The 16942-nt window shown below is 71.0% G+C and carries 16 protein-coding genes and 1 pseudogene; 7 read left to right on the top strand and 10 right to left on the bottom strand.

Going from position 1 to position 16942, the window contains the following annotated elements; genetic code table 11:
• Positions 1-73 precede the first annotated feature (73 nt).
• Together ACFC02_RS29050 and ACFC02_RS29045 are read right to left on the bottom strand one after the other, a co-directional pair.
• Positions 74-883 carry a hypothetical protein gene (locus tag ACFC02_RS29050; protein ID WP_376363425.1) on the bottom strand — a complete coding sequence of 270 codons (810 nt, stop codon included), beginning with the start codon at positions 881-883 and terminating at the stop codon, positions 74-76.
• Complete coding sequence (locus tag ACFC02_RS29045; RefSeq protein WP_376363422.1) at positions 880-1743, bottom strand: JmjC domain-containing protein; 864 nt, start codon at positions 1741-1743, stop codon at positions 880-882. The genes ACFC02_RS29050 and ACFC02_RS29045 overlap by 4 nt, the downstream gene beginning before the upstream one ends.
• Before the next feature lie 548 nt (positions 1744-2291).
• Between ACFC02_RS29045 and ACFC02_RS29040 the strand changes: the two genes are divergently transcribed.
• Positions 2292-3548, top strand: a complete 1257-nt coding sequence (locus tag ACFC02_RS29040) for an MFS transporter (protein WP_376363419.1) — start codon at positions 2292-2294, stop codon at positions 3546-3548.
• Between the two features lie 18 nt (positions 3549-3566).
• Here the strand turns inward: ACFC02_RS29040 and ACFC02_RS29035 are convergent, their stop codons facing one another.
• The 3 genes from ACFC02_RS29035 to ACFC02_RS29025 form a co-directional block, all read right to left on the bottom strand.
• Positions 3567-4484 (bottom strand): transketolase family protein, encoded by a 918-nt coding sequence (locus ACFC02_RS29035; RefSeq protein ID WP_376363416.1) that lies wholly within the window; start codon positions 4482-4484, stop codon positions 3567-3569.
• 84 nt (positions 4485-4568) lie between these two features.
• Entirely contained in the window at positions 4569-5240 is a 672-nt protein-coding gene (locus ACFC02_RS29030) for a thiamine pyrophosphate-dependent enzyme (RefSeq protein ID WP_376363413.1), read from the bottom strand.
• Positions 5241-5398: 158 nt separating this feature from the next.
• Positions 5399-7366 carry a M13 family metallopeptidase gene (locus tag ACFC02_RS29025; protein ID WP_376363410.1) on the bottom strand — a complete coding sequence of 656 codons (1968 nt, stop codon included), beginning with the start codon at positions 7364-7366 and terminating at the stop codon, positions 5399-5401.
• A gap of 202 nt (positions 7367-7568) precedes the next feature.
• Here ACFC02_RS29025 and ACFC02_RS29020 point away from each other — a divergent pair, with 202 nt between their 5' ends.
• The gene (locus tag ACFC02_RS29020; RefSeq protein WP_376363407.1) at positions 7569-8474 is read left to right on the top strand and encodes a cupin domain-containing protein; all 906 of its coding nucleotides are present in this window, start codon (positions 7569-7571) and stop codon (positions 8472-8474) included.
• Positions 8475-8537: 63 nt separating this feature from the next.
• Here the strand turns inward: ACFC02_RS29020 and ACFC02_RS29015 are convergent, their stop codons facing one another.
• Positions 8538-9368, bottom strand: a complete 831-nt coding sequence (locus ACFC02_RS29015) for a TIGR03621 family F420-dependent LLM class oxidoreductase (RefSeq protein WP_376363404.1) — start codon at positions 9366-9368, stop codon at positions 8538-8540.
• 176 nt (positions 9369-9544) lie between these two features.
• Here ACFC02_RS29015 and ACFC02_RS29010 point away from each other — a divergent pair, with 176 nt between their 5' ends.
• Both ACFC02_RS29010 and ACFC02_RS29005 read left to right on the top strand, forming a co-directional pair.
• A complete protein-coding gene (locus ACFC02_RS29010; protein ID WP_376363401.1) occupies positions 9545-10357 on the top strand; it encodes a CmcI family methyltransferase in 813 nt (270 codons plus the stop codon).
• Between the two features lie 67 nt (positions 10358-10424).
• Entirely contained in the window at positions 10425-10952 is a 528-nt protein-coding gene (locus ACFC02_RS29005) for a GNAT family N-acetyltransferase (protein WP_376363398.1), read from the top strand.
• Positions 10953-11414: 462 nt separating this feature from the next.
• Here ACFC02_RS29005 and ACFC02_RS29000 read toward each other — a convergent pair whose 3' ends face one another.
• A complete protein-coding gene (locus ACFC02_RS29000; protein WP_376363395.1) occupies positions 11415-11870 on the bottom strand; it encodes a MarR family winged helix-turn-helix transcriptional regulator in 456 nt (151 codons plus the stop codon).
• A gap of 94 nt (positions 11871-11964) precedes the next feature.
• On the opposite strand from ACFC02_RS29000, the gene ACFC02_RS28995 reads away from it, so the two are divergent.
• Complete coding sequence (locus ACFC02_RS28995) at positions 11965-12996, top strand: aldo/keto reductase (protein WP_376363391.1); 1032 nt, start codon at positions 11965-11967, stop codon at positions 12994-12996.
• Between the two features lie 460 nt (positions 12997-13456).
• Here ACFC02_RS28995 and ACFC02_RS28990 read toward each other — a convergent pair whose 3' ends face one another.
• Positions 13457-13930: an SRPBCC family protein gene (locus tag ACFC02_RS28990; RefSeq protein ID WP_376363388.1), complete on the bottom strand. Its 474-nt coding sequence runs from the start codon at positions 13928-13930 to the stop codon at positions 13457-13459.
• A gap of 487 nt (positions 13931-14417) precedes the next feature.
• Positions 14418-14762 carry a hypothetical protein gene (locus tag ACFC02_RS28985; RefSeq protein WP_376363385.1) on the bottom strand — a complete coding sequence of 115 codons (345 nt, stop codon included), beginning with the start codon at positions 14760-14762 and terminating at the stop codon, positions 14418-14420.
• 144 nt (positions 14763-14906) lie between these two features.
• On the opposite strand from ACFC02_RS28985, the pseudogene ACFC02_RS28980 reads away from it, so the two are divergent.
• Positions 14907-15221: pseudogene (locus ACFC02_RS28980) on the top strand (helix-turn-helix domain-containing protein); the annotation flags it as partial.
• 136 nt (positions 15222-15357) lie between these two features.
• On the opposite strand, the gene ACFC02_RS28975 reads toward ACFC02_RS28980, so the two are convergent.
• Complete coding sequence (locus tag ACFC02_RS28975; RefSeq protein WP_376363382.1) at positions 15358-15972, bottom strand: hypothetical protein; 615 nt, start codon at positions 15970-15972, stop codon at positions 15358-15360.
• Positions 15973-16732: 760 nt separating this feature from the next.
• On the opposite strand from ACFC02_RS28975, the gene ACFC02_RS28970 reads away from it, so the two are divergent.
• On the top strand, positions 16733-16942 hold a 210-nt coding region (locus ACFC02_RS28970), incomplete at its 3' end, for a winged helix-turn-helix domain-containing protein (RefSeq protein ID WP_376363464.1).

Genomic DNA, 16942 nt, shown 5'->3' with positions numbered 1-16942 from the left:
TGCCCGGCGCTCGGCGGCCGACGCGGGGCTGTCGTCACGGCCGGGAGCCCCGGACCGTCGGTGGTCAGGTCCGTCAGGCGCGGCCGGTGGCCAGGCGCAGCAGGTCGGCCGGGTCCATCGCGGCGAAGTAGTCGGCGAGTTCGCCGAGCACCCAGTCCGCCTTCTGGTCGACGGGCATCAAATGGTGACGCCGGTGGGTGTCCTGTTGCTCCAGGTGGCCGGAGCCGGCCTGGCGCAGCGCCTTGATGATCTCGGTCGTGACCGGCGACCTCTCGGCGAGGACGAGCAGCAGGCAGTCCCCGTCGCCGCCGGCGAATGCGCCTCGGGTGAGGCCGGCCGGAACGTACACGGCGCTGGGGGCCGAGACCTCCAGCGGCTCGGAGTCCGGCTCGCCGGCGTGCCAGGTGAGGCTGCCGGAGCATACGAGGACGACGGCGTCCACGCTCGCCTCGGCGTAGGCCACCGGGGATCCGGCCGCCGCGAGGTAGGCGGTCGCCTCGATGTGCCGGCCGAGCGCCTCGCGGACCGTCTCCAGGGCGGGCCGTGCGGCGGCCAGCCAGTCTGCCACGGCCGGCAGACGCAAGGTGGCACCCGCTTGGTACTGCCCGGTGACGTTGCGGTGGTGGATGAAGCCGGTGACCTTGTGGTTCTGGACCCTGCGGGCGGTGAAGACCTCGGCGGCGGGCAGTTTGGCGCCGCCCCGGCAGACCTCCAGATAGGGGTACGCGAGCAGGCCGCAGTCGATCGTGCCGAGCACGTCGGCGGCGGTCGGCAGCGCCATGCCGGCGGGCAGGGCCGTGTGGGCGGTCCGGCCGCCCCGGCGTTCGGCGAGCCAGCGCGGAAGACCGGTGTCGACGTCGGCGTGGGGGTCGGTGTGCGTCATCGTGATCCGTCTCGCAGACGTGCGGTGGCGAGGGCCCGGCCGACGAGCGTGGCGCTGTCGACGCCGGAGCCGAAGTCGTTGAGGTCGGCCAGCAGCGCGGCGGCTCGGCCGAGCGGCGAGGTGGCGTCACGGCCTGCCCTGGCGGGGCGCCCGGAGGCGATCCACTCGTCGATGTATGCCTGCACGAGCGCTGGGGGAGAGGGCTCGGTGAGCGTGAAGGTCACGTGCAGGGAGGTGCGGTCGATCGCGGTGGCGGCGTGCCCGGTGCCGTGCGGCAGGTAGAGGAGGTCGCCGGGTTCCAGGACGACGATCTCTTCCTTGGAGGTGTCGACGTCCAGGCCGGCGTTGGCCGCCGACTCCGGGGGAGTGTCGTACAGGTGCCACTCCTTGGCACCGTCGAGTTGGACGGCGATGACGCGGGAGCCGTCGCGGTGCGGGAGCATGCCGCGTTTGCCCGCCGGCGTATAGAAGAGGAACGCCTTCGACTCGGCGGGGAAGACGGCGTTGAGCGCATCGTTGACGCCGCGTAGGAAGGGGTGCCAGTCCTCGACCTGGTTGAGTTTGAGGGTGGCGCCGTTCGCGAGCTGCCTGCCCACAGCGGCGGAGTCGATGAACCCCTCGACGCGGGTGCCGGCGACCGTGCGGGTCGCGAGGAGTTCGCTGTCGGAGGGCGCCATGCCGTCCTGGAGGACCGAGAAGTAGGGGCGGCGCAGAAGGCTGCCGTCGATCAGCGCGAGGATGTCGCTGATGCGTGGCGGTCCGTCGAGGCCGACCGCATCGCGCAGGACCAGAGGTTCACTCCCGTGGTACGCCGCGCGCAGCTCGCTGCCGTCCTCCAGTAGATCAGTCAGCGTACTCACCGGCACCGGCAGCTCTCCTGTCACGAGTGGGCGACCGTGCCGACGGCAGGGCGGACCTGCCGCCGAACCGCCGGTCACGTCACATGTGTTCTTGGCTTCGTCAGGCGAAGTCGATGTTCTCGATGAGCATCGGAGCATCGCCGTCGAACTCGTCGAGCTCGTCGATCGCCGCAGCGCGCAGCTCTTCCTCGGTGGGAGTGATCAGGGTGTCGATGCTCACAATGAACTCCTTGTCTCGTCGACAGTGGCTGCGTCTCCGCTTGTGGATCAACGGGCAGCCCCGGGAGAACGTAAGCCCGCTCCCCAGCGCAGTCAACGGACTTGTCCATGTCAAAAGCAGTGCTTTGCAGGGCCTATGACATTGCGTTGGAAGACGAACACAAGATCCTCACTTCAGCGGCGCCGGGTGGTCCGGGAACCTCCGGGAGCCCCTGGCACATGCTCTACGCTCATGGCGCGAAGGGGCCGTCACCGTTGCGCCGGAGGCTCTTCGCCCGCGTCGCGAAGCGTCCGCGCGATGGCTCGATCCGTGGGGAGACCTGCCTGCCATGACCACCTCGTCCAGCACCCACGCGATGGCCACCGCACCGGCCCGGCCGCTGCTGCGGGCCCACCGGGGCTTCCAACTGCTGCTCACGGGCGACACCGTCAGCCAGTTCGGCAGTCAGGTCACCATGCTTGCGCTCCCGCTGGTGGCCCTGAGCGTCTTCCACGCCTCCTCGTTCCAGATGGGCCTTCTCACGGCGGCCTCCACCGTGCCGGTGGCGGTGGCCGGCCTGCCGGCCGGCGCGTGGGTGGACCGCATGCGGCGCCGACCCGTGCTCGTCGCGGCCGACCTGCTGCGCTTCGTCCTGCTGGCCTCGATACCGCTGGCCCACGCCTTCGGCCTGCTCACGCTGGCCCAGCTGTACGCGGTGGCGGTGCTGGCCGGCACGGCCACGGTGTTCTTCGACGTCGCCCACCTGTCGTACGTGCCGTTCCTCGTCGGCCGCGACCGGCTGGCGGAGGGCAACGCCGTGCTGCAGACGGCCAACCGAGGTGCCAACTTCAGCGGCCCGGCCGTCTGCGGCTGGCTGGTACAGGCGGCCGGACCGGTCGGAGCCCTCGTGGTGGACGCGGCCAGCTTCCTCGTCTCCGCCGGCTCCATCGGCGCGATCCGGCGTTCCGAGCCGCAGCCGGAGAACGAAGCGCGCGGCTCACTTCGTCAGCAGATCGCCGTGGGACTGCGCTACGTCTTCCACCAGCCGGTGCTGCGCATGCTCGTCACCAGCGGCGTGCTGCTGTGCCTGGCGACCACCGCGCTGCTGGCCGTCCAACCGATCCTGCTCGTCAGGGACCTGAAGCTCAGCCCCGGGCTCTACGGCCTGCTGCTGGCCGGCGAGGGCGTCGGCGGTTTCCTGGGCAGTCTCACCGCGCGGTCGGTGATCCGGCGGCTCGGGACCGCCCGAGCGATCTGGGTGCCGAGCCTGGCCATCGTGCCCTTCGTCCTGCTGATGCCGTTCACCGGCCACGGCTGGCTCGTACTGCTCTACCCCGTGGGCTCGTTCGCCTTCGCCGTCGGCATCTCCATGCGCAACGTCGCCCAGCTGACCTACCGCCAGCACGTCTGCCCGGCGGAGCTGCTCGGCCGGATGAACGCCTCGATGCGCGTGCTGACCTGGGGCGCCATGCCGCTGGGCGGCCTGCTCGGCGGCGCGCTCGCCCAGTGGGCCGGCACCCGCGCCGCCATGTGGGCCGTCTTCGCCCTGATCGTCCTGGCCCTGCTGCCGGTGCTCACACCCGCGCTGCGCGCGGCCCGGGACTGATCCGGGCCGCGACAGGCGCTACTTCTCGCCGAGGAACCCGACCAGGGCGCGGCGCAGTGCCGCGCTGTCCAGGCCGTGGGCGATGGCGTGCTGGCGGGGCGAGCCGTAGTTGCGCAACTCGTCACGGCCGACGCCGAGTCCGAGCACCCGGTGCGGCAGGTCGCCCAGCGTGTTGGCGACCATCGGGACCGAGGTACCGGCGAGGTACGGCTCGACGAGGACGACGGCCGCCTCGCGCTGGTCGGTGACGGCCGCCCGCAGCGCGACGCTGTCGAAGGGCCGGACGGTGGCCGCGTACAGCACGGTGACGTCCAGTCCCTCGGTCGCGGTCAGGACCGCGTCGGCCAGCGGGCCGACCGCTACGACGACGGCCGCCGTTCCGCGACGCAACGTGCGGAACCCGCGGTGCAGACGACCCCCGACGATGCCGTGGGCGTGCGCGTTGGACTGGTTCGACAGACGCAGGTAGACCAACCCGTCGCCGTCGGCGGCCTCCCTCAGCTGCGCCTCGGCCTCGTCGGCGTGGCCGGGGACGTCGATCGTCCAGTCGGGCAGCGTCGACAGCAGCGCGACGTCACCGGGCGACTGGTGGGTACGTCCACTGCTCGAGATGTCGTACGAGGCCCCGGCGCTGACCAGCACCGCACCGACCGCCTGGTGGTTGAGGTCCAGCTTGATCTGCTCGAAGGGCCGCTCGACGAGGAACGGGGCGAAACTGTGCGCGATCGGCCGCATCCCGGCGAGCGCGAGGCCGCCGGCGGCGCTGATCAGAAGTTGTTCGCGGATGCCGAAGTTCAGCACTCGGTCCGGGTGGCGCTCGCGGGCACCGTCGAAGAGGGCTGATGTGAGGTCGGCGGTCAGCACCGCCAACCGCTCGTGGGTTTCCAGCAGTTGCGTCGACACCTCGACGAAGCGCTCACGCATGATTCCGGCCATGGGGTCCTCCTTGGGTTCACGACGGGGCGTCCGGCTGCGGGCCGGCCGGGGCGGCGACGGTCGCGGCCCGGTGCGGAAGGGGTGTCACCGCACCCCGGTGTCGGCCACCACGAGCCGTGGCGCGCCGGGGTGCGGGGCGCGGAAGGCGGCCTCCAACTCGTCGTGGTCCCGCCCGTTCGCCCGTACCGTCGACCAGCCCTCGACCTCGAAACGCCTCTCCATGCCACCAGGCCAGCCGTGGCTCGCGGAGTGGTTGTCGACCACGATCACGTGCAGCCGCTCCAGGCCGACGCGGCCCGCGTAGGCGATCGCCTCGTGATTCGAGCCCTCGTCCAGCTCCCCGTCGCCGACGAGGACCCACACGTCGGAGGGGATGCCGCGGGCGCGCAGCCCCAGTGCGCTGCCCACGGCCAGCGGCAGCCCGTGGCCGAGCGAGCCGCTGGATATCTCGACGCCCGGCACGAGGGCCCGGTCCGGGTGCATGCCGAGCGGCGAGCGGAAGGCACCGAACCGGCGCAGCTCGGCAGGTTCGATGAAGCCCTTGGCGGCCAGCACCGCGTAGTAGGCCATGGGGCCGTGGCCCTTGGACAGGAAGAACCGGTCGCGGTCCTCGGCCATCTCAGGGGTGACCCGCAGCATGCGGTCGTACAGCACCCACAGGGCGTCGACCGTTGAGGTCGCCGCTTCCCGGTGCTTCTCGTCGCCCGCCATCATCGACATCAGATCGCGCAGGTCTTCGAAGGTTGCCGTGGTCATCGCAGCGTGGTCTCCAGACGTGTGGGGGCGGGGCGGGGGGAGGTGGTGCCGGCGAGGCTTGGGTCCCGGGTGCGAGCCAGGGCCGGAGCCGGCGCGGCGTGGTCCAGCGGCGGGGACACCATGGTGTCCCGGTGGGCAGGCAAGGTGGGGGAGTCCGGCTACCAGATGCGCACCCGGTCGGCCGGGTCCCTCCACATCCCGTCTCCCTCGCGCACGCCGAAGGCCTCGTGGAACTCCGCGAGGTTGCGTACGGCGGCGTTGCAGCGGAACTCGGCCGGGGAATGCGGGTCGACCACCAGTCTGCGCCGGACCTCGGCGTCGCGGGCCTTGAACCGCCAGACGCGCGCCCAGCTGAGGAAGAACCGCTGTGTGCCGGTGAGACCGTCGACGACCGGTGGCTCGGCGCCTTCGAGGGACCGGAGGTAAGCGCGGTAAGCCATGGTCAAGCCGCCGATGTCGCCGATGTTCTCACCGGCCGTGAGCGCCCCGTTGACGTGCTGCCCGGGGGCCTGCGCCGGTTCCAGCGCGTCGAACTGAGCGATGAGCGCGCCGGTCCGCTCCTCGAAGGCGGCGCGGTCGGCCTCGGTCCACCACTCCCGCAGTGCGCCGGCGCCGTCGTACTTGGAGCCCTGGTCGTCGAAGCCGTGGCCTATCTCGTGACCGATGACGGCTCCGATGGCCCCGTAGTTCACGGCCGCGTCGGTGTCGGGGTCGAAGAAGGGCGGCTGGAGGATCGCGGCCGGGAAGACGATCTGGTTCATCCGGGGGCTGTAGTACGCGTTGACCGTCTGCGGGGTCCTGAACCACTCGTCGCGGTCCACCGGGCCGCCGAGTCTGGCCAGTTCCCGGTCGAGCTCGACGGCCGCGGCGCGCCGCGCGTTGCCGACCAGGTCGTCGCGGCGCACCGTCAGGGCGTTGTAGTCGCGCCAGCGGTCGGGGTATCCGATCATCGACGTGAAGGCGTCCAGCTTCTCCAGCGCGCGGGCCTTGGTCTGCGCGCACATCCACGGCAGGGCCCCGATGTTGTGCCGGTGCGCGGCGAGGAGGTTGCCGATGAGCTCAAGCATCAGCTCCTTGGAGCGCGGCGGGAAGTGCTCGGCGACGTAGAGACGGCCCAGCGCGTACCCGAGTGCGGACTCGACCAGGTCCACCCCGCGCTTCCACCGCTCGCGTTGCCCGGGCACGCCGGTCAGGGCGGTCCCGTAGAAGGCGAAGTGCTCCTCGGTGAAGTCGCTGCTCAACAGCGGCGCGGTGGCACGGACCAGCTGCCAGGACAGCCATGCCTGGCGGCACTCGACAGAGGACTGTGCCCACAGCGCGGAGAAGTTCTCCAGGAAATCGGGCTGCCGCACCACGACTTCGTCCAGCGCCGACGCGGGCGCCCCGAACCCTTCCCGCCAGGAGTCCCAGTCGAAGGCGGGGGCCAGGGCGTCCAGGCCGGAACGGTCCAGGAGGGTGTAGGTGCGCACCACGTCGCGGGCCCTCACCCGGTCCCAGTGCGCCGAGGCGATCCGGGTCTCCAGCTCGACGACGCGTTCGGCGGTGCGGGCCGGGTCGGCCGCACCGGTGAGCTTCAGCATCGTCTCGATGTGCGCGAGGTAGGCGACGCGGACGGCGGCGGAAGACTCCTCCCGGTAGTAGGACTCGTCCGGCAGACCGAGCCCGGCCTGCTGGAGATGGACGAGATAGCGGTCGGGCCGGCCCGCGTCGATGTCCACGTACGCGGTGAAGGCGCCGGTGACCCCCCACCGCTGCAACTGCCCCAGGGCACGCGCCAGGGCCGGCCCGGTATCGGCGGCGGCGACGAGGTCGAGGCCCGGGCGCAGGGGCGCCGCGCCGAGCTCCTCGACGCGCTGCTCGTCGAGGAAGCTGGCGTACAGGTCGCCGATGCGCCGCTCGTCACTGCCCTGGGGGGCGTCTCCCGCGGCAGCCCGCTCCACGATCTCCCGCAGGTGCAGCTCGGCGGCGTCGCGCAGATCGACCAGCGATCCGGCGACGGCGCGGTCCTCGGGAATGACGGACTCGTCGAGCCAGCGGCCGTTGACGTGACGGAAGAGATCGTCCTGCGGGCGCACCTGCGGACGTCCCCCCGAGAGGTCGACGCTCCTCGAGACCGCTTCGCGCATGGCACATCCTCCTGTGTCGTGGCCGTCCGCCAGACCGTATCCGACCTGCGAACTGCCGGAACAGGCCCGGCGGGGCGATGCGGGCTGCGTCGGCCGCGCGTGTGCGCGATTCGATCCGGAACAGGTGTGTCCCGGCGCCGCACGGTCGCCTACGATGCCTGACGGACGCAAGCCGTGTGGTGCCGAACGGGTGGGAGACGGAGTGAGTCTGCGTGACCTGGGGTTCTCTGTCGGCCAGTTCTCCGGCGGCTGGCCGGACCGTGCCATGCGGGCGACGGCGCAGGAGGCAGTGCGCGCCGTGTTGACCCCGGACGACGTGGACGAACTCGTCGCCGCTCGCGGACTTCGGATGCCGGCGTTCCGGATGGCGCGGGACGGCAAACTGGTCAACCCCCGCCACTACACCCTGGCGTCCGGCTCCGACACGGCTTCCACCGTCGGGCAACTCGCCGACGCGGAAGGGATCGCCCGGCAGCTGGGCCGCGGATCGACGCTGGTCCTCCAGGGGCTCCAGCGGTTCCACCCCCCGGCGGGCCGGCTCACCCGCGCGCTCGCCGGCGACCTGGGCGCCCGGGTCTTCGCCAACGCCTACCTGACGCCGGGCTCCGCCCAGGGATTCGCCGAACACACCGACCCCTACAGCGCGTTCCTCGTCCAGCTCGCGGGCGCCAAGCGCTGGCTGGTGCGGCCCTCGGCCCAGGCGCCGGTGGAAGAGGTGATCCTGCGGCCACTGGACGTGCTGTGGCTGCCGGCGGGCTGGCTGCACGCGGGCGTCGCGCTGTCCGGCAGTCCCAGTGTCCATCTGACACTGGCCGTCAACCCGCTTCCGCTCACCGACGTCGTCACGGCGATCACCGAGAGCCTGGCGCGACAGGTGGACGGCGAGACGCTCCCCCCGCTGCCTGCGGGCGACGCACATCAGGTACTGGAGCGCGAAGTCGACCGGCTGGCCGTACGCCTGCGCGCCGCCCTGGGAGGCGTCGACACCAAGGAACTGGCCCGCACCCTGCTGGCTCGCAGCGCCGAGGGCGAAGCGGCGCCGGTCGACCGGGTCAGCACGGCGCTCGGCTTCGTAGCGTCCGAGGCCACCGGCGACGGCGGGACGTAGCCCGGCGGACCGGGCCACGCGGCGCTGACCACCGTGTTCCCGCTCGTCTTCCTCCAGCTCTGGTCAGCCGAGCAGCGCGATCACCTTGGCGAAGGCGTCGAGCGCCGCCTCCTGCACGATGACGTAGTCGAAGCCGAACCGCTCCCGGCGGGCAATCAGTTGCCCGGCGATCTGTTCCGGGCTCCCGATCAGCACGGCGGGCAGGGCACCGACCTGTTCAGGACTGAGCGTGCCCCGCAGGAACCGGGAGTAGTCCTCCAGCGCGGTCTGCCGGTCGTCCGTCACTTGAGTGCGCAGGACGATGATGTTGCGGCACACCGACTCCCGGCCCGCTGCGCGCAGCTCCGCATCCACCAGCGCCACCCGTTCGTCCATCTGGCGCTCAGTCAGGTACCGCATGCCCCGGCCCTGGGGATCGAACCGGGTGCCGGAGAAGGACACGATGTCGGCGTGCCGGGCGGCCAGTCGCAGCACCCGGTCTCCGTTCCCGCCGATCATCACGGGCGGCCGCTCGGACGCGGCGACGCGGGTCACCTCGTCCAAGGTCGCGACGAGTCGGTCGACGCGCCTGCCCGGCGCCTCGAACGGTATGCCGGCCTGGTCGAACTCGGGTTTCTTCCATCCCGCACCGAGCCCGACCTCCAGCCGCCCTCCGGTGAGCCGGGCGGCAGTGACGACATCCCTCGCGAACAGTGCCGGGCTGTAGAACGAGGTGTTGCTCACGAACGTGCCGACCTGGACGCTGCTCGTCGCCTCGGCGGCCATGGCACACGCGAGGAAGGGCGACGGCATGCCGATGTGGTCGGGCACGGTGATCACGTCGTAGCCGAGATCCTCGGCACGCCGGGATTTGTCCATCCAGGAGGCCCGGTCCTCGAGCTTCGTCAGATTCACACCGAACCGCACATTCATCGCACAGCTCCCGTCCTTGGGTATCGGCGTGATCACGGCGCACGAAGGAGCAGATCACATGTAGACCCCCGGCGTCGTCCCCGCCGGATCACGGCCGCTCAGCCTAGACCACTGCCGATCGTGTATCTTCGCGTTCTGAACCGGAGTTGGGAGGCGCAATGGCCGGGCTGGGCCACGAGGTCGACGAACTCGCGGAGACCGCCGAGCGTCTCGTGAGCGCGAAGGTCGCGCGGCAGGGCGGCATCGCCACCTATCACGACCACCACATCCGGCGGGCGGCGGCCGGGGCCCGACGCGGCGGCCGGACCGGGGAACTGAGCGCCTACGTCGAACTGCTGACGGCGGAGCGCTTCCAGGATCCGCTGCCGCGGCTGGACCGATCCGACCGGGAAGTACTCGCCGCCCTGGCCTTCCCGGTCCGCAACTTCGTCGCCACCCAGGGCGTCAGCGATCATCTGACCTGGGCCGGCCGGCCGCTCTACAAGACGGTGTTCGACCTGGCGTGCTATCCCATGCTGATAGCCGAACTCGCCCCGGGAACGATCATCGAACTCGGTTCCGGCAGCGGCGGGAGCGCGCTCTGGCTGGCCGACGTGGCCCAGGCGCACGGCTTGCGGCCGTCGATCATCTCGATCGATCGCACCGAGGTGGATCTCAGGGACGACCGGGTGAGCTTTCGGACCGGGGACGTCGGCCACCTCGACGAGGTGCTCACCGACTGCGCAGATCTGCCCAGGCCCTGGCTGGTGATAGAGGACGCGCACGCGCACGTCCGAACCGTGCTGGACTTCTTCGACGCCCGGCTGACCGCCGGTGACTACCTGCTGGTCGAGGACAGCCTGGCGAAGCGGACCACCCTTCGAGAGTTCCTCCGGAGCAGCCCCCATCGCTACCACCTCGACACCCGGTACCTGGACTTGTTCGGCCAGAACACCAGCTCCGCGATCGACTCGATCCTCCGGCGGGCGTAGGGCGCGGCGGCACGAGGACCATTGCACAGGCCGGCCGCCATCCGACAACCGCAACGAGGACCAGCGCATGCACAGCAGCACCAGGATCCGCCTGATCGAATCCACCGACGCCGCCCCGATCGCCGCGCATCGGGCGCGGGACGCCGAGGCTTTTAGACGGTGGGAGCCGGCTCAGCCGGCCGGGTTCTTCACCCCGCAGGGACAGGCGAAGCGGATCGACAAGCTGCTGGCCGGATACCGGGCCGGCACGGTCTGGCCGGGCGTGGTGCTCGCCGACGACCAGGTGATCGGGCAGGTCACCGTCGGAGGCATCCTGCCGCAGCTGCACCTGCGCCGCGGCTCCGTCGGCTACTGGATCACGAGTGCCGCCCAGAACCAGGGGCACGCCGGGCGTGCCGTCGGGCTCGTACTGCGGGTGATGAGGGACGAACTCGGCTTGCACCGCGCCGAGGCGTCCACCAATCTGGAGAACCTGCCCTCGCAGCGGGTGCTGCGCCGCAACGGGTTCAGCGCGTACGGCGTCGCGCACTCCTCGATCCTTCTCGACGGGCGCTGGCAGGACGGGCTGCTGTGGGAGCGGATCCTCGGCGACTGACGAGCTCGTGCACAGCAGGCGGTGAGGCGTCTGGTTCTCGATCCTCGCGGATGCCGACCACAAGGGCCCGGGCGCGCAGACCGGCGGGCACGTGGGCACGCCACCGCACCGCAAGTCGGAGAAGAACGCTCCGGACCGGTAGGAGGAGTTGCGGGATCGACTGCGTAATCACCTGGTGAGTGGGATCCCCTGATCGGCACGGGACGAGCAGCTCATGGACGAGCGGGCGGTCGTGTCCGTGGCGGCCCGACTGGCGCAGCGGTGCAGATGGGGTCACGTGGTTGGAGACGACCCGGACTTCGCGTGGTTCAAGGTGCTGGGCCCGCGGAAGCGGTCGGCCGCGTCCTGCGCGTTCTCGCAGCCGTTCTCGCTGACGTGCACCAAGTCGAGCAGAGGCGGCAGGGCCACCTGGTCGGGACCGGTGACCTCGTACCTGCCGCTTGTCGGCCTGCGTTCCGGCGGCTACAGCCGGCGCAGGACAGAACTCAGTGTTTCGATCTCCTGGGCGGAGAGCTTGTCGGTGAAGTGGCGGCGTACCGCGGCGTCCAGGCCGGGGTGCACGGCGGTGATGGCCCGGCGTCCGGTGCCGGTGAGGGTGACGGTGACACCGCCGGCGCGTTCGCGGGTGACGAGTTCGCGCTTGCTCATGCGGGTGAGCTGGTGGGAGATGCGGGTGCGGTCCCAGCCGAGCGCCGCGGCGAGCTCGCTCTGGCGCAGGGAACCCCCCGCCTTGTTCAGGTTGACGAGGATCGTCAGGTCCGGCTCGGACAGGCCCACCGCATCGGCGGCGTCCACGATCACACGGGTTCGGACGATCTCGTGGGCGCGCTTGAAGGCGGACCAGAGGCCGACGGGATCCAGCGCGGTCTCGCTCATGGTCTCGTCCGGCTCGGGAGCCCCACCGTCCGGTGTTGACATGTCAACGCGCCCTTTCTAATGTTGAGATGTCAACGCTAACAGGTCTCTGCCGCCTCATCGGCCGCGCTCATCACTTCCACCCGCAGAAGGACCCATGCGAACCCGAACCCTTGGAACCGGCGGCCCGCAAGTAGCCCCTCTCGCGTTGGGCTGCGCCGGTATGTCCGACGCCACCGCTCCCGCTGACGAAGCCGCTGCCATCGCCACCATCCACGCTGCCCTCGCGGCGGGCGTCACCCTCCTCGACACCGCCGACTTCTACGGCATGGGCCACAACGAGGACCTCATCCGGCGCGCCCTGCGCGACGGCGATCGCGAAAAGGCGCTCCTGAGCGTCAAGTTCGGCGGCGTGCGCGGCCCTGACGGAACCTTCGTCGGCATCGAGGGCCGTCCCGCCCATGTGAAGAACGCGCTCGCCTACTCGCTGCGCCGTCTCGGCACCGGCCACGTCGACATCTACCGCCCCTCCCGCCTCGCCCCCGACACCCCGGTCGAGGAAACGATCGGCGCCATCTCGGAACTCGTCCAGGCCGGATACGTACGCCACATCGGGCTCTCCGAGGTAGGGCCGGAGACGATCCGCCGTGCCCACGCCGTGCACCCGATCTGCGACGTGCAGATCGAATACTCCCTTTTCAGCCGGGGCCCCGAGACCAACGGCATCCTGGACACCTGCCGCGAGCTGGGGATCGGCGTCACCGCCTACGGGGTCCTCGCACACGGTCTGCTCACCGGCACCTACCGACAACCCGCCGGAGGCGACCCACGTACCCACTGGCTGCCCCGCTTCCGCCCCGACAACCTCGCCACGAACCTCACCCTGGTCGACCGGCTGCGACCGCTCGCCGACGCACACGGCATCAGCGTCGCGCAGCTGGCCACTGCCTGGGTCATCGCCCAGGGCCGCGAACGCGGCACCATCGTGGCCGTCCTGGGCGCCCGCCGACCGGACCGCATCGAGGAGGCCCTGGCGGCGACCGACGTCGCCCTGACCGAGGCCGGCCTCGGAAGGATCGACGAGGCGGTCCCACCCGGCGCGGTGGCCGGAACCCGTTACGCCGCGCCCCTCATGGCTTTGCTGGACAGCGAGCGTGCCCCGAAGCCATCTGCGCCCATGCGGAATTGACCAGTGTGTCCACGCATGCGTCGCGGCTTCCGGTGACACAGTCTCCGTCAGCGTGTTCGTGAGCCGATCCGGAAGAGCGCGCCACTCGCAGCAGCACCGTCTCCTGCACACCCGTCCACGGCATCACGCGCTCACCCCCGGTACCCACCGGGGCTGAATCGCCGGCGCCGGAAATTGCGCTGCACGCGGACCCACCTTCCGTGCATCGGCAGTCACCGTTGGCCGCTGGAGGGGGCAGCGGGCCCAGCGAGCGTGAGCAGGGCGCGTGCGTGAGTCCGGGGACGTTCCCGGCCTTGGGGTTGTGGGCTCGCAGCTCGAGGGTGTCGCGTATTGGCTTTGTTCACGCGCACGGTCCCCTGAATACGGCCACCTCGGTCGGCTCGGCACCCTCATCAGCGCGAAGAACCACCGCCGCGCTCGGTGTTCCGTGTTGCCCAAGCGGGTCGGACAGGTGGGGACGTCAGGTCCATGCCTGGGCGGTGGTGTGGTGTTTGTGGTCCAGCCATGCGGTCAGACCACGGTGTCCCCGGTGGGTCAGCAGGTAGTGGTTGGCCCGGAAGAGGGGCCGGCCTGGCACTTCGAACCACCTGATGAGGGCCTTGCGTGCCACCATGTCCTGTTCCAGCACAGCCTGGCTCCCACTCCCGTGGGGTCGCACGGTCCACCCCGATGTGCCTTCCAGGTCCCCGCCGACCACGCCCCGCAGCACCCGGGCCTCCGCGTCCTCGAACCCATTGGAGATCGTGAGGTCGAGATCGAACGGCAGGAGCGAGCGCAGACGAAACGCACCCGACTGCTCATCGATGCGCCGCGCCCGCCGCACGCCGGGCCACCACAGGGGCCAGTCATCCACCACGCGCAGGACCGCGAACACATCGCCCGCCGGGTGAGCGAAGTCCCACACGCTCCTGAACTTGTACCGATGCAGTTCCATCACACCAGTCTGTGACCGGCCCACCGGCCGGGGCGAGGGCGCAGAGGGCGGATCCGCGTAGCGCGCGGAAGCCCGAGGACGGTCCCCGGCGCCGCCCGTCAGCTCCCATCTGTCCGCCGCAGGAGGGCAGTCGGTAAGGGACGGGACCGGCGTGGGACCGGCTGCCACCGCGCCACACACCGACGCGTCCCTACCTCGCCTGCCCGCGCATCCGGGGCGGCTGCTGCCTGCGGCATCGACGGAGCCGACAGCTCAAAGCCGGCGAGGCGTGCGGCCCGTGGCGCGCAGGATCGGCGACCGCTCGCTCTCGCAGGCCGTCTGGCGCGCCCCGAACGCCGTGCACCGCCTCCGCGTCCATGACGCCGAGGCCGTACCGCTTTCCTGCGCGGCACTGATGGCAGAGGGGAGGAGCACAACGCCATCGGAGGCGATCACCGCGTGGGGAGGGCCGTAATTCGGGTCGCGTCACTGGTGGTCGTGGAGCCCGCTATGGGAGGCGGCAGCCGGCCGGGTGCTCGCCCATCTGCGGGCGGCCCCGGCGGCCCGGCCAGTGATCGTCCGGGCCGGCATGGCCGGGAAGGCGTTCCAACGCGCCCTCGACACCCTGCTGCCCACAGGTCCGCCGGTGCAGCGCCCCGTGGCCGGTCACGAGCGGCCTGACCGGGAGAGGACCGAACCCGCCGCTGACGAAGTCCGGGTCGCAGCGGCAGATGCCGCAGTGCAGGGTGCCGATCCAGACGTCGTGCGGGCCGACGTCGCGGCGTTCGACGGTAACGGGCACGGGCGGCTGGCGTACGTCGCGGGCGCCGAACGCCTTGACGGTTGCGGGCACAGTGAGTCCCTCTGCTGAAGGGGGGCGGGTCAGGCTTCGGGGACGGCGCGGCCGAATCGGCGAGGGTGACGGCTTCGGGTTCGGGACCACCGCGGCGGCCGGTCTCCAGCGCATCCAGGACGGCCAGCTCCTCTGCCGTGAGCTCGAAGGCGCCCGGACCCTCCGGAGCAGGCCGGGCTGTCCATCTAGGGCGGAAAACGCCGCGCCGAGGGCCTGCGCCGTGAAGAGGTCGCTCTGCTCGCGGGCATGAGTGTGGACTACTACATCCGGCTGGAGCGCGGAAACCTCGCCGGAGCCTCCGACTCCGTCCTCGAAGCCCTCGCACACGCTCTGCAGCTCGACGAGGCCACCCACCTCCACGACCTGACCCGCGCGGCCACGCCCTCGGGCCGGCGGCCCACGGCAACCGCTTCCCGGGTACGGTCCACGGTCCTGCGGCTGCTCGACTCCATGACCGAGAGAACGACCGGTCTCGCCGGGGCCCCGGGCATGGCGCAGGCCCCGGGATGTGGGCACACTCCGGGGCCTGCTCTGGCACGGCCGGCACCACCAGAAGGCTACGGCCGGGCACTGACAGCGTTTCCCCCGGCCTCGGCTAGGACTCCGGGGCCGTGTAGCCGAGGTCGAACCACTCCGTCGCCGTCCATATGGTCTCGCTGGTGGAGCGGTTCACCGACTGGAGGCGGAAGAGATGGACCGTGGAGGACATCTCGTTGAACTCGCAGAACTGATCGCCTGACGAGAGGCTGGAGAGCGGCATCTCGTTGACGACGCCGGCGACACCGTTGACGCCGGGGCCGTTGCCGTTCTCTCCTGCCACCGCTCGTTCGCAGGCCCGCATGCCCATCGTGCCAGTGACCTTCCTCCCGCCCCAGGCGACGGTCAGGGTGACACCGTCCGGGCAGGAGTGGATGTCGAGGTCGTGGTGGCTCATCGGGCTCCAGCCGTCGTCATGGTTGCGGACGACAGGGCCCTTGTCGTCGAAGTCGACCACGGAGTGGTAGCACTCTTTCCCCGGTGCCCCTTCCACGGTGAACTTGACGCCCTGGAAACTGGGTTCGGGGCCACTGCTCTTGGTCTCTTGCGGGGAGGGGCGTTGGCCGGGCAGTCGGTCGTGGTCGCTGTCGTCGGAGGAACAAGCCGTTACCAGCAGGGCGAGGCCGAGGACGACGCCCCCGGCTAATAAGCGCTGAGGCAAGCGAGGAAGCATGCCCGTACGATGCCACCGGTACCGGGCATGTTCAACATCCGCGAGGACCAGACGGACGGTGTTGGAGCGGGTGACGAGAATCGAGCTCGCGCTTTCAGCTCGGGAAGCGACGGCGCGTCAGCCTCTCTGCCCTCCTCCACAGGGCGAACGCCGCCTGACCCGGCGCCGCCAGCGTCCGTCTCGGGTCGTCAGGCCCGGGTTGGTGGCGCACTCACCGCTGCCGTCAGGAACGTGATCGCCCATCGCCGGGCCGCCTCGCCCGCTGCCGGGGGCACGCAGCCGGGGGAGGGCTGCTGGTGGACCTGGACGCGGTCGGCGGCCGTCGCGGCACGGAACCCCGCATCCGGAACCACGGCTCCTGCGGGGAAAAGCCGGGCAGTACGCGCGCGAAGGCTGCGAGGCAGCGGTCGCGGACCGAGTCCCCGGCCGGGCCGGTCCAGCTGCGTGCCTCCTCGGCCGGGTCGACCGGAGCGAGGGCATCCGGAATGGTCTGACTCCGCCGATCGCCGACCCTCTGCCGGCCGCCGGACAGGGTGGAGATGTCTGGCTCAGGCCGCGTCACTCTGCGCAGTCCAGAGCCGCGAGGAGGAGGCCGTTCGCACGCTCCGCCGTCACAGCGATCACGCCGTTCTCCGGTGTCAGACCCAGGACTTGCTGACTTCGGCTCGTCGGGGTGCATCTTCTCGGAGTTCCTGTTGCGCTTGGAGCGGTGTCTGTATTCCGTGGTGGGTGAGATATGCGGATGGGGGCGGGCTGACTCCTGCGGGACGGCAGCGTCCCGGGTGCCACTTGGCTGATGCACCGGCTCGGCTTCAGCCCGCAGGTCCCCGCGCGGCGGGTCGCCGAGCGCGACGAGCAGGCCGTCACCCTCTGGGAGGAGGCGACCTGGGCGGAGGTGAAACAGCCCGGGCGGTCTGCGGAGGTTACATCTGCTTCGAGGACGAAGCCGGGTTCACCCGCCGGCCGCCCC

It is taken from the genome of Streptomyces sp. NPDC056160 (assembly GCF_042268205.1).
Taxonomy (GTDB): domain Bacteria; phylum Actinomycetota; class Actinomycetes; order Streptomycetales; family Streptomycetaceae; genus Streptomyces.
Note: the sequence above shows the minus strand (reverse complement) of the source record. Positions and strands in the feature narration are given on the sequence as shown.

What these genes read in the sequence shown, in the direction of transcription:
- ACFC02_RS29050 (WP_376363425.1), bottom strand. Translation starts at nt 883, where the DNA reads ATGACGCACACCGACCCCCACGCCGACGTCGACACCGGTCTTCCGCGC.
- ACFC02_RS29040 (WP_376363419.1), top strand. Translation starts at nt 2,292, where the DNA reads ATGACCACCTCGTCCAGCACCCACGCGATGGCCACCGCACCGGCCCGG.
- ACFC02_RS29035 (WP_376363416.1), bottom strand. Translation starts at nt 4,484, where the DNA reads ATGGCCGGAATCATGCGTGAGCGCTTCGTCGAGGTGTCGACGCAACTG.
- ACFC02_RS29030 (WP_376363413.1), bottom strand. Translation starts at nt 5,240, where the DNA reads ATGACCACGGCAACCTTCGAAGACCTGCGCGATCTGATGTCGATGATG.
- ACFC02_RS29025 (WP_376363410.1), bottom strand. Translation starts at nt 7,366, where the DNA reads ATGCGCGAAGCGGTCTCGAGGAGCGTCGACCTCTCGGGGGGACGTCCG.
- ACFC02_RS29010 (WP_376363401.1), top strand. Translation starts at nt 9,545, where the DNA reads ATGGCCGGGCTGGGCCACGAGGTCGACGAACTCGCGGAGACCGCCGAG.
- ACFC02_RS29005 (WP_376363398.1), top strand. Translation starts at nt 10,425, where the DNA reads ATGCACAGCAGCACCAGGATCCGCCTGATCGAATCCACCGACGCCGCC.
- ACFC02_RS29000 (WP_376363395.1), bottom strand. Translation starts at nt 11,870, where the DNA reads ATGTCAACACCGGACGGTGGGGCTCCCGAGCCGGACGAGACCATGAGC.
- ACFC02_RS28995 (WP_376363391.1), top strand. Translation starts at nt 11,965, where the DNA reads ATGCGAACCCGAACCCTTGGAACCGGCGGCCCGCAAGTAGCCCCTCTC.
- ACFC02_RS28990 (WP_376363388.1), bottom strand. Translation starts at nt 13,930, where the DNA reads ATGGAACTGCATCGGTACAAGTTCAGGAGCGTGTGGGACTTCGCTCAC.
- ACFC02_RS28975 (WP_376363382.1), bottom strand. Translation starts at nt 15,972, where the DNA reads ATGCTTCCTCGCTTGCCTCAGCGCTTATTAGCCGGGGGCGTCGTCCTC.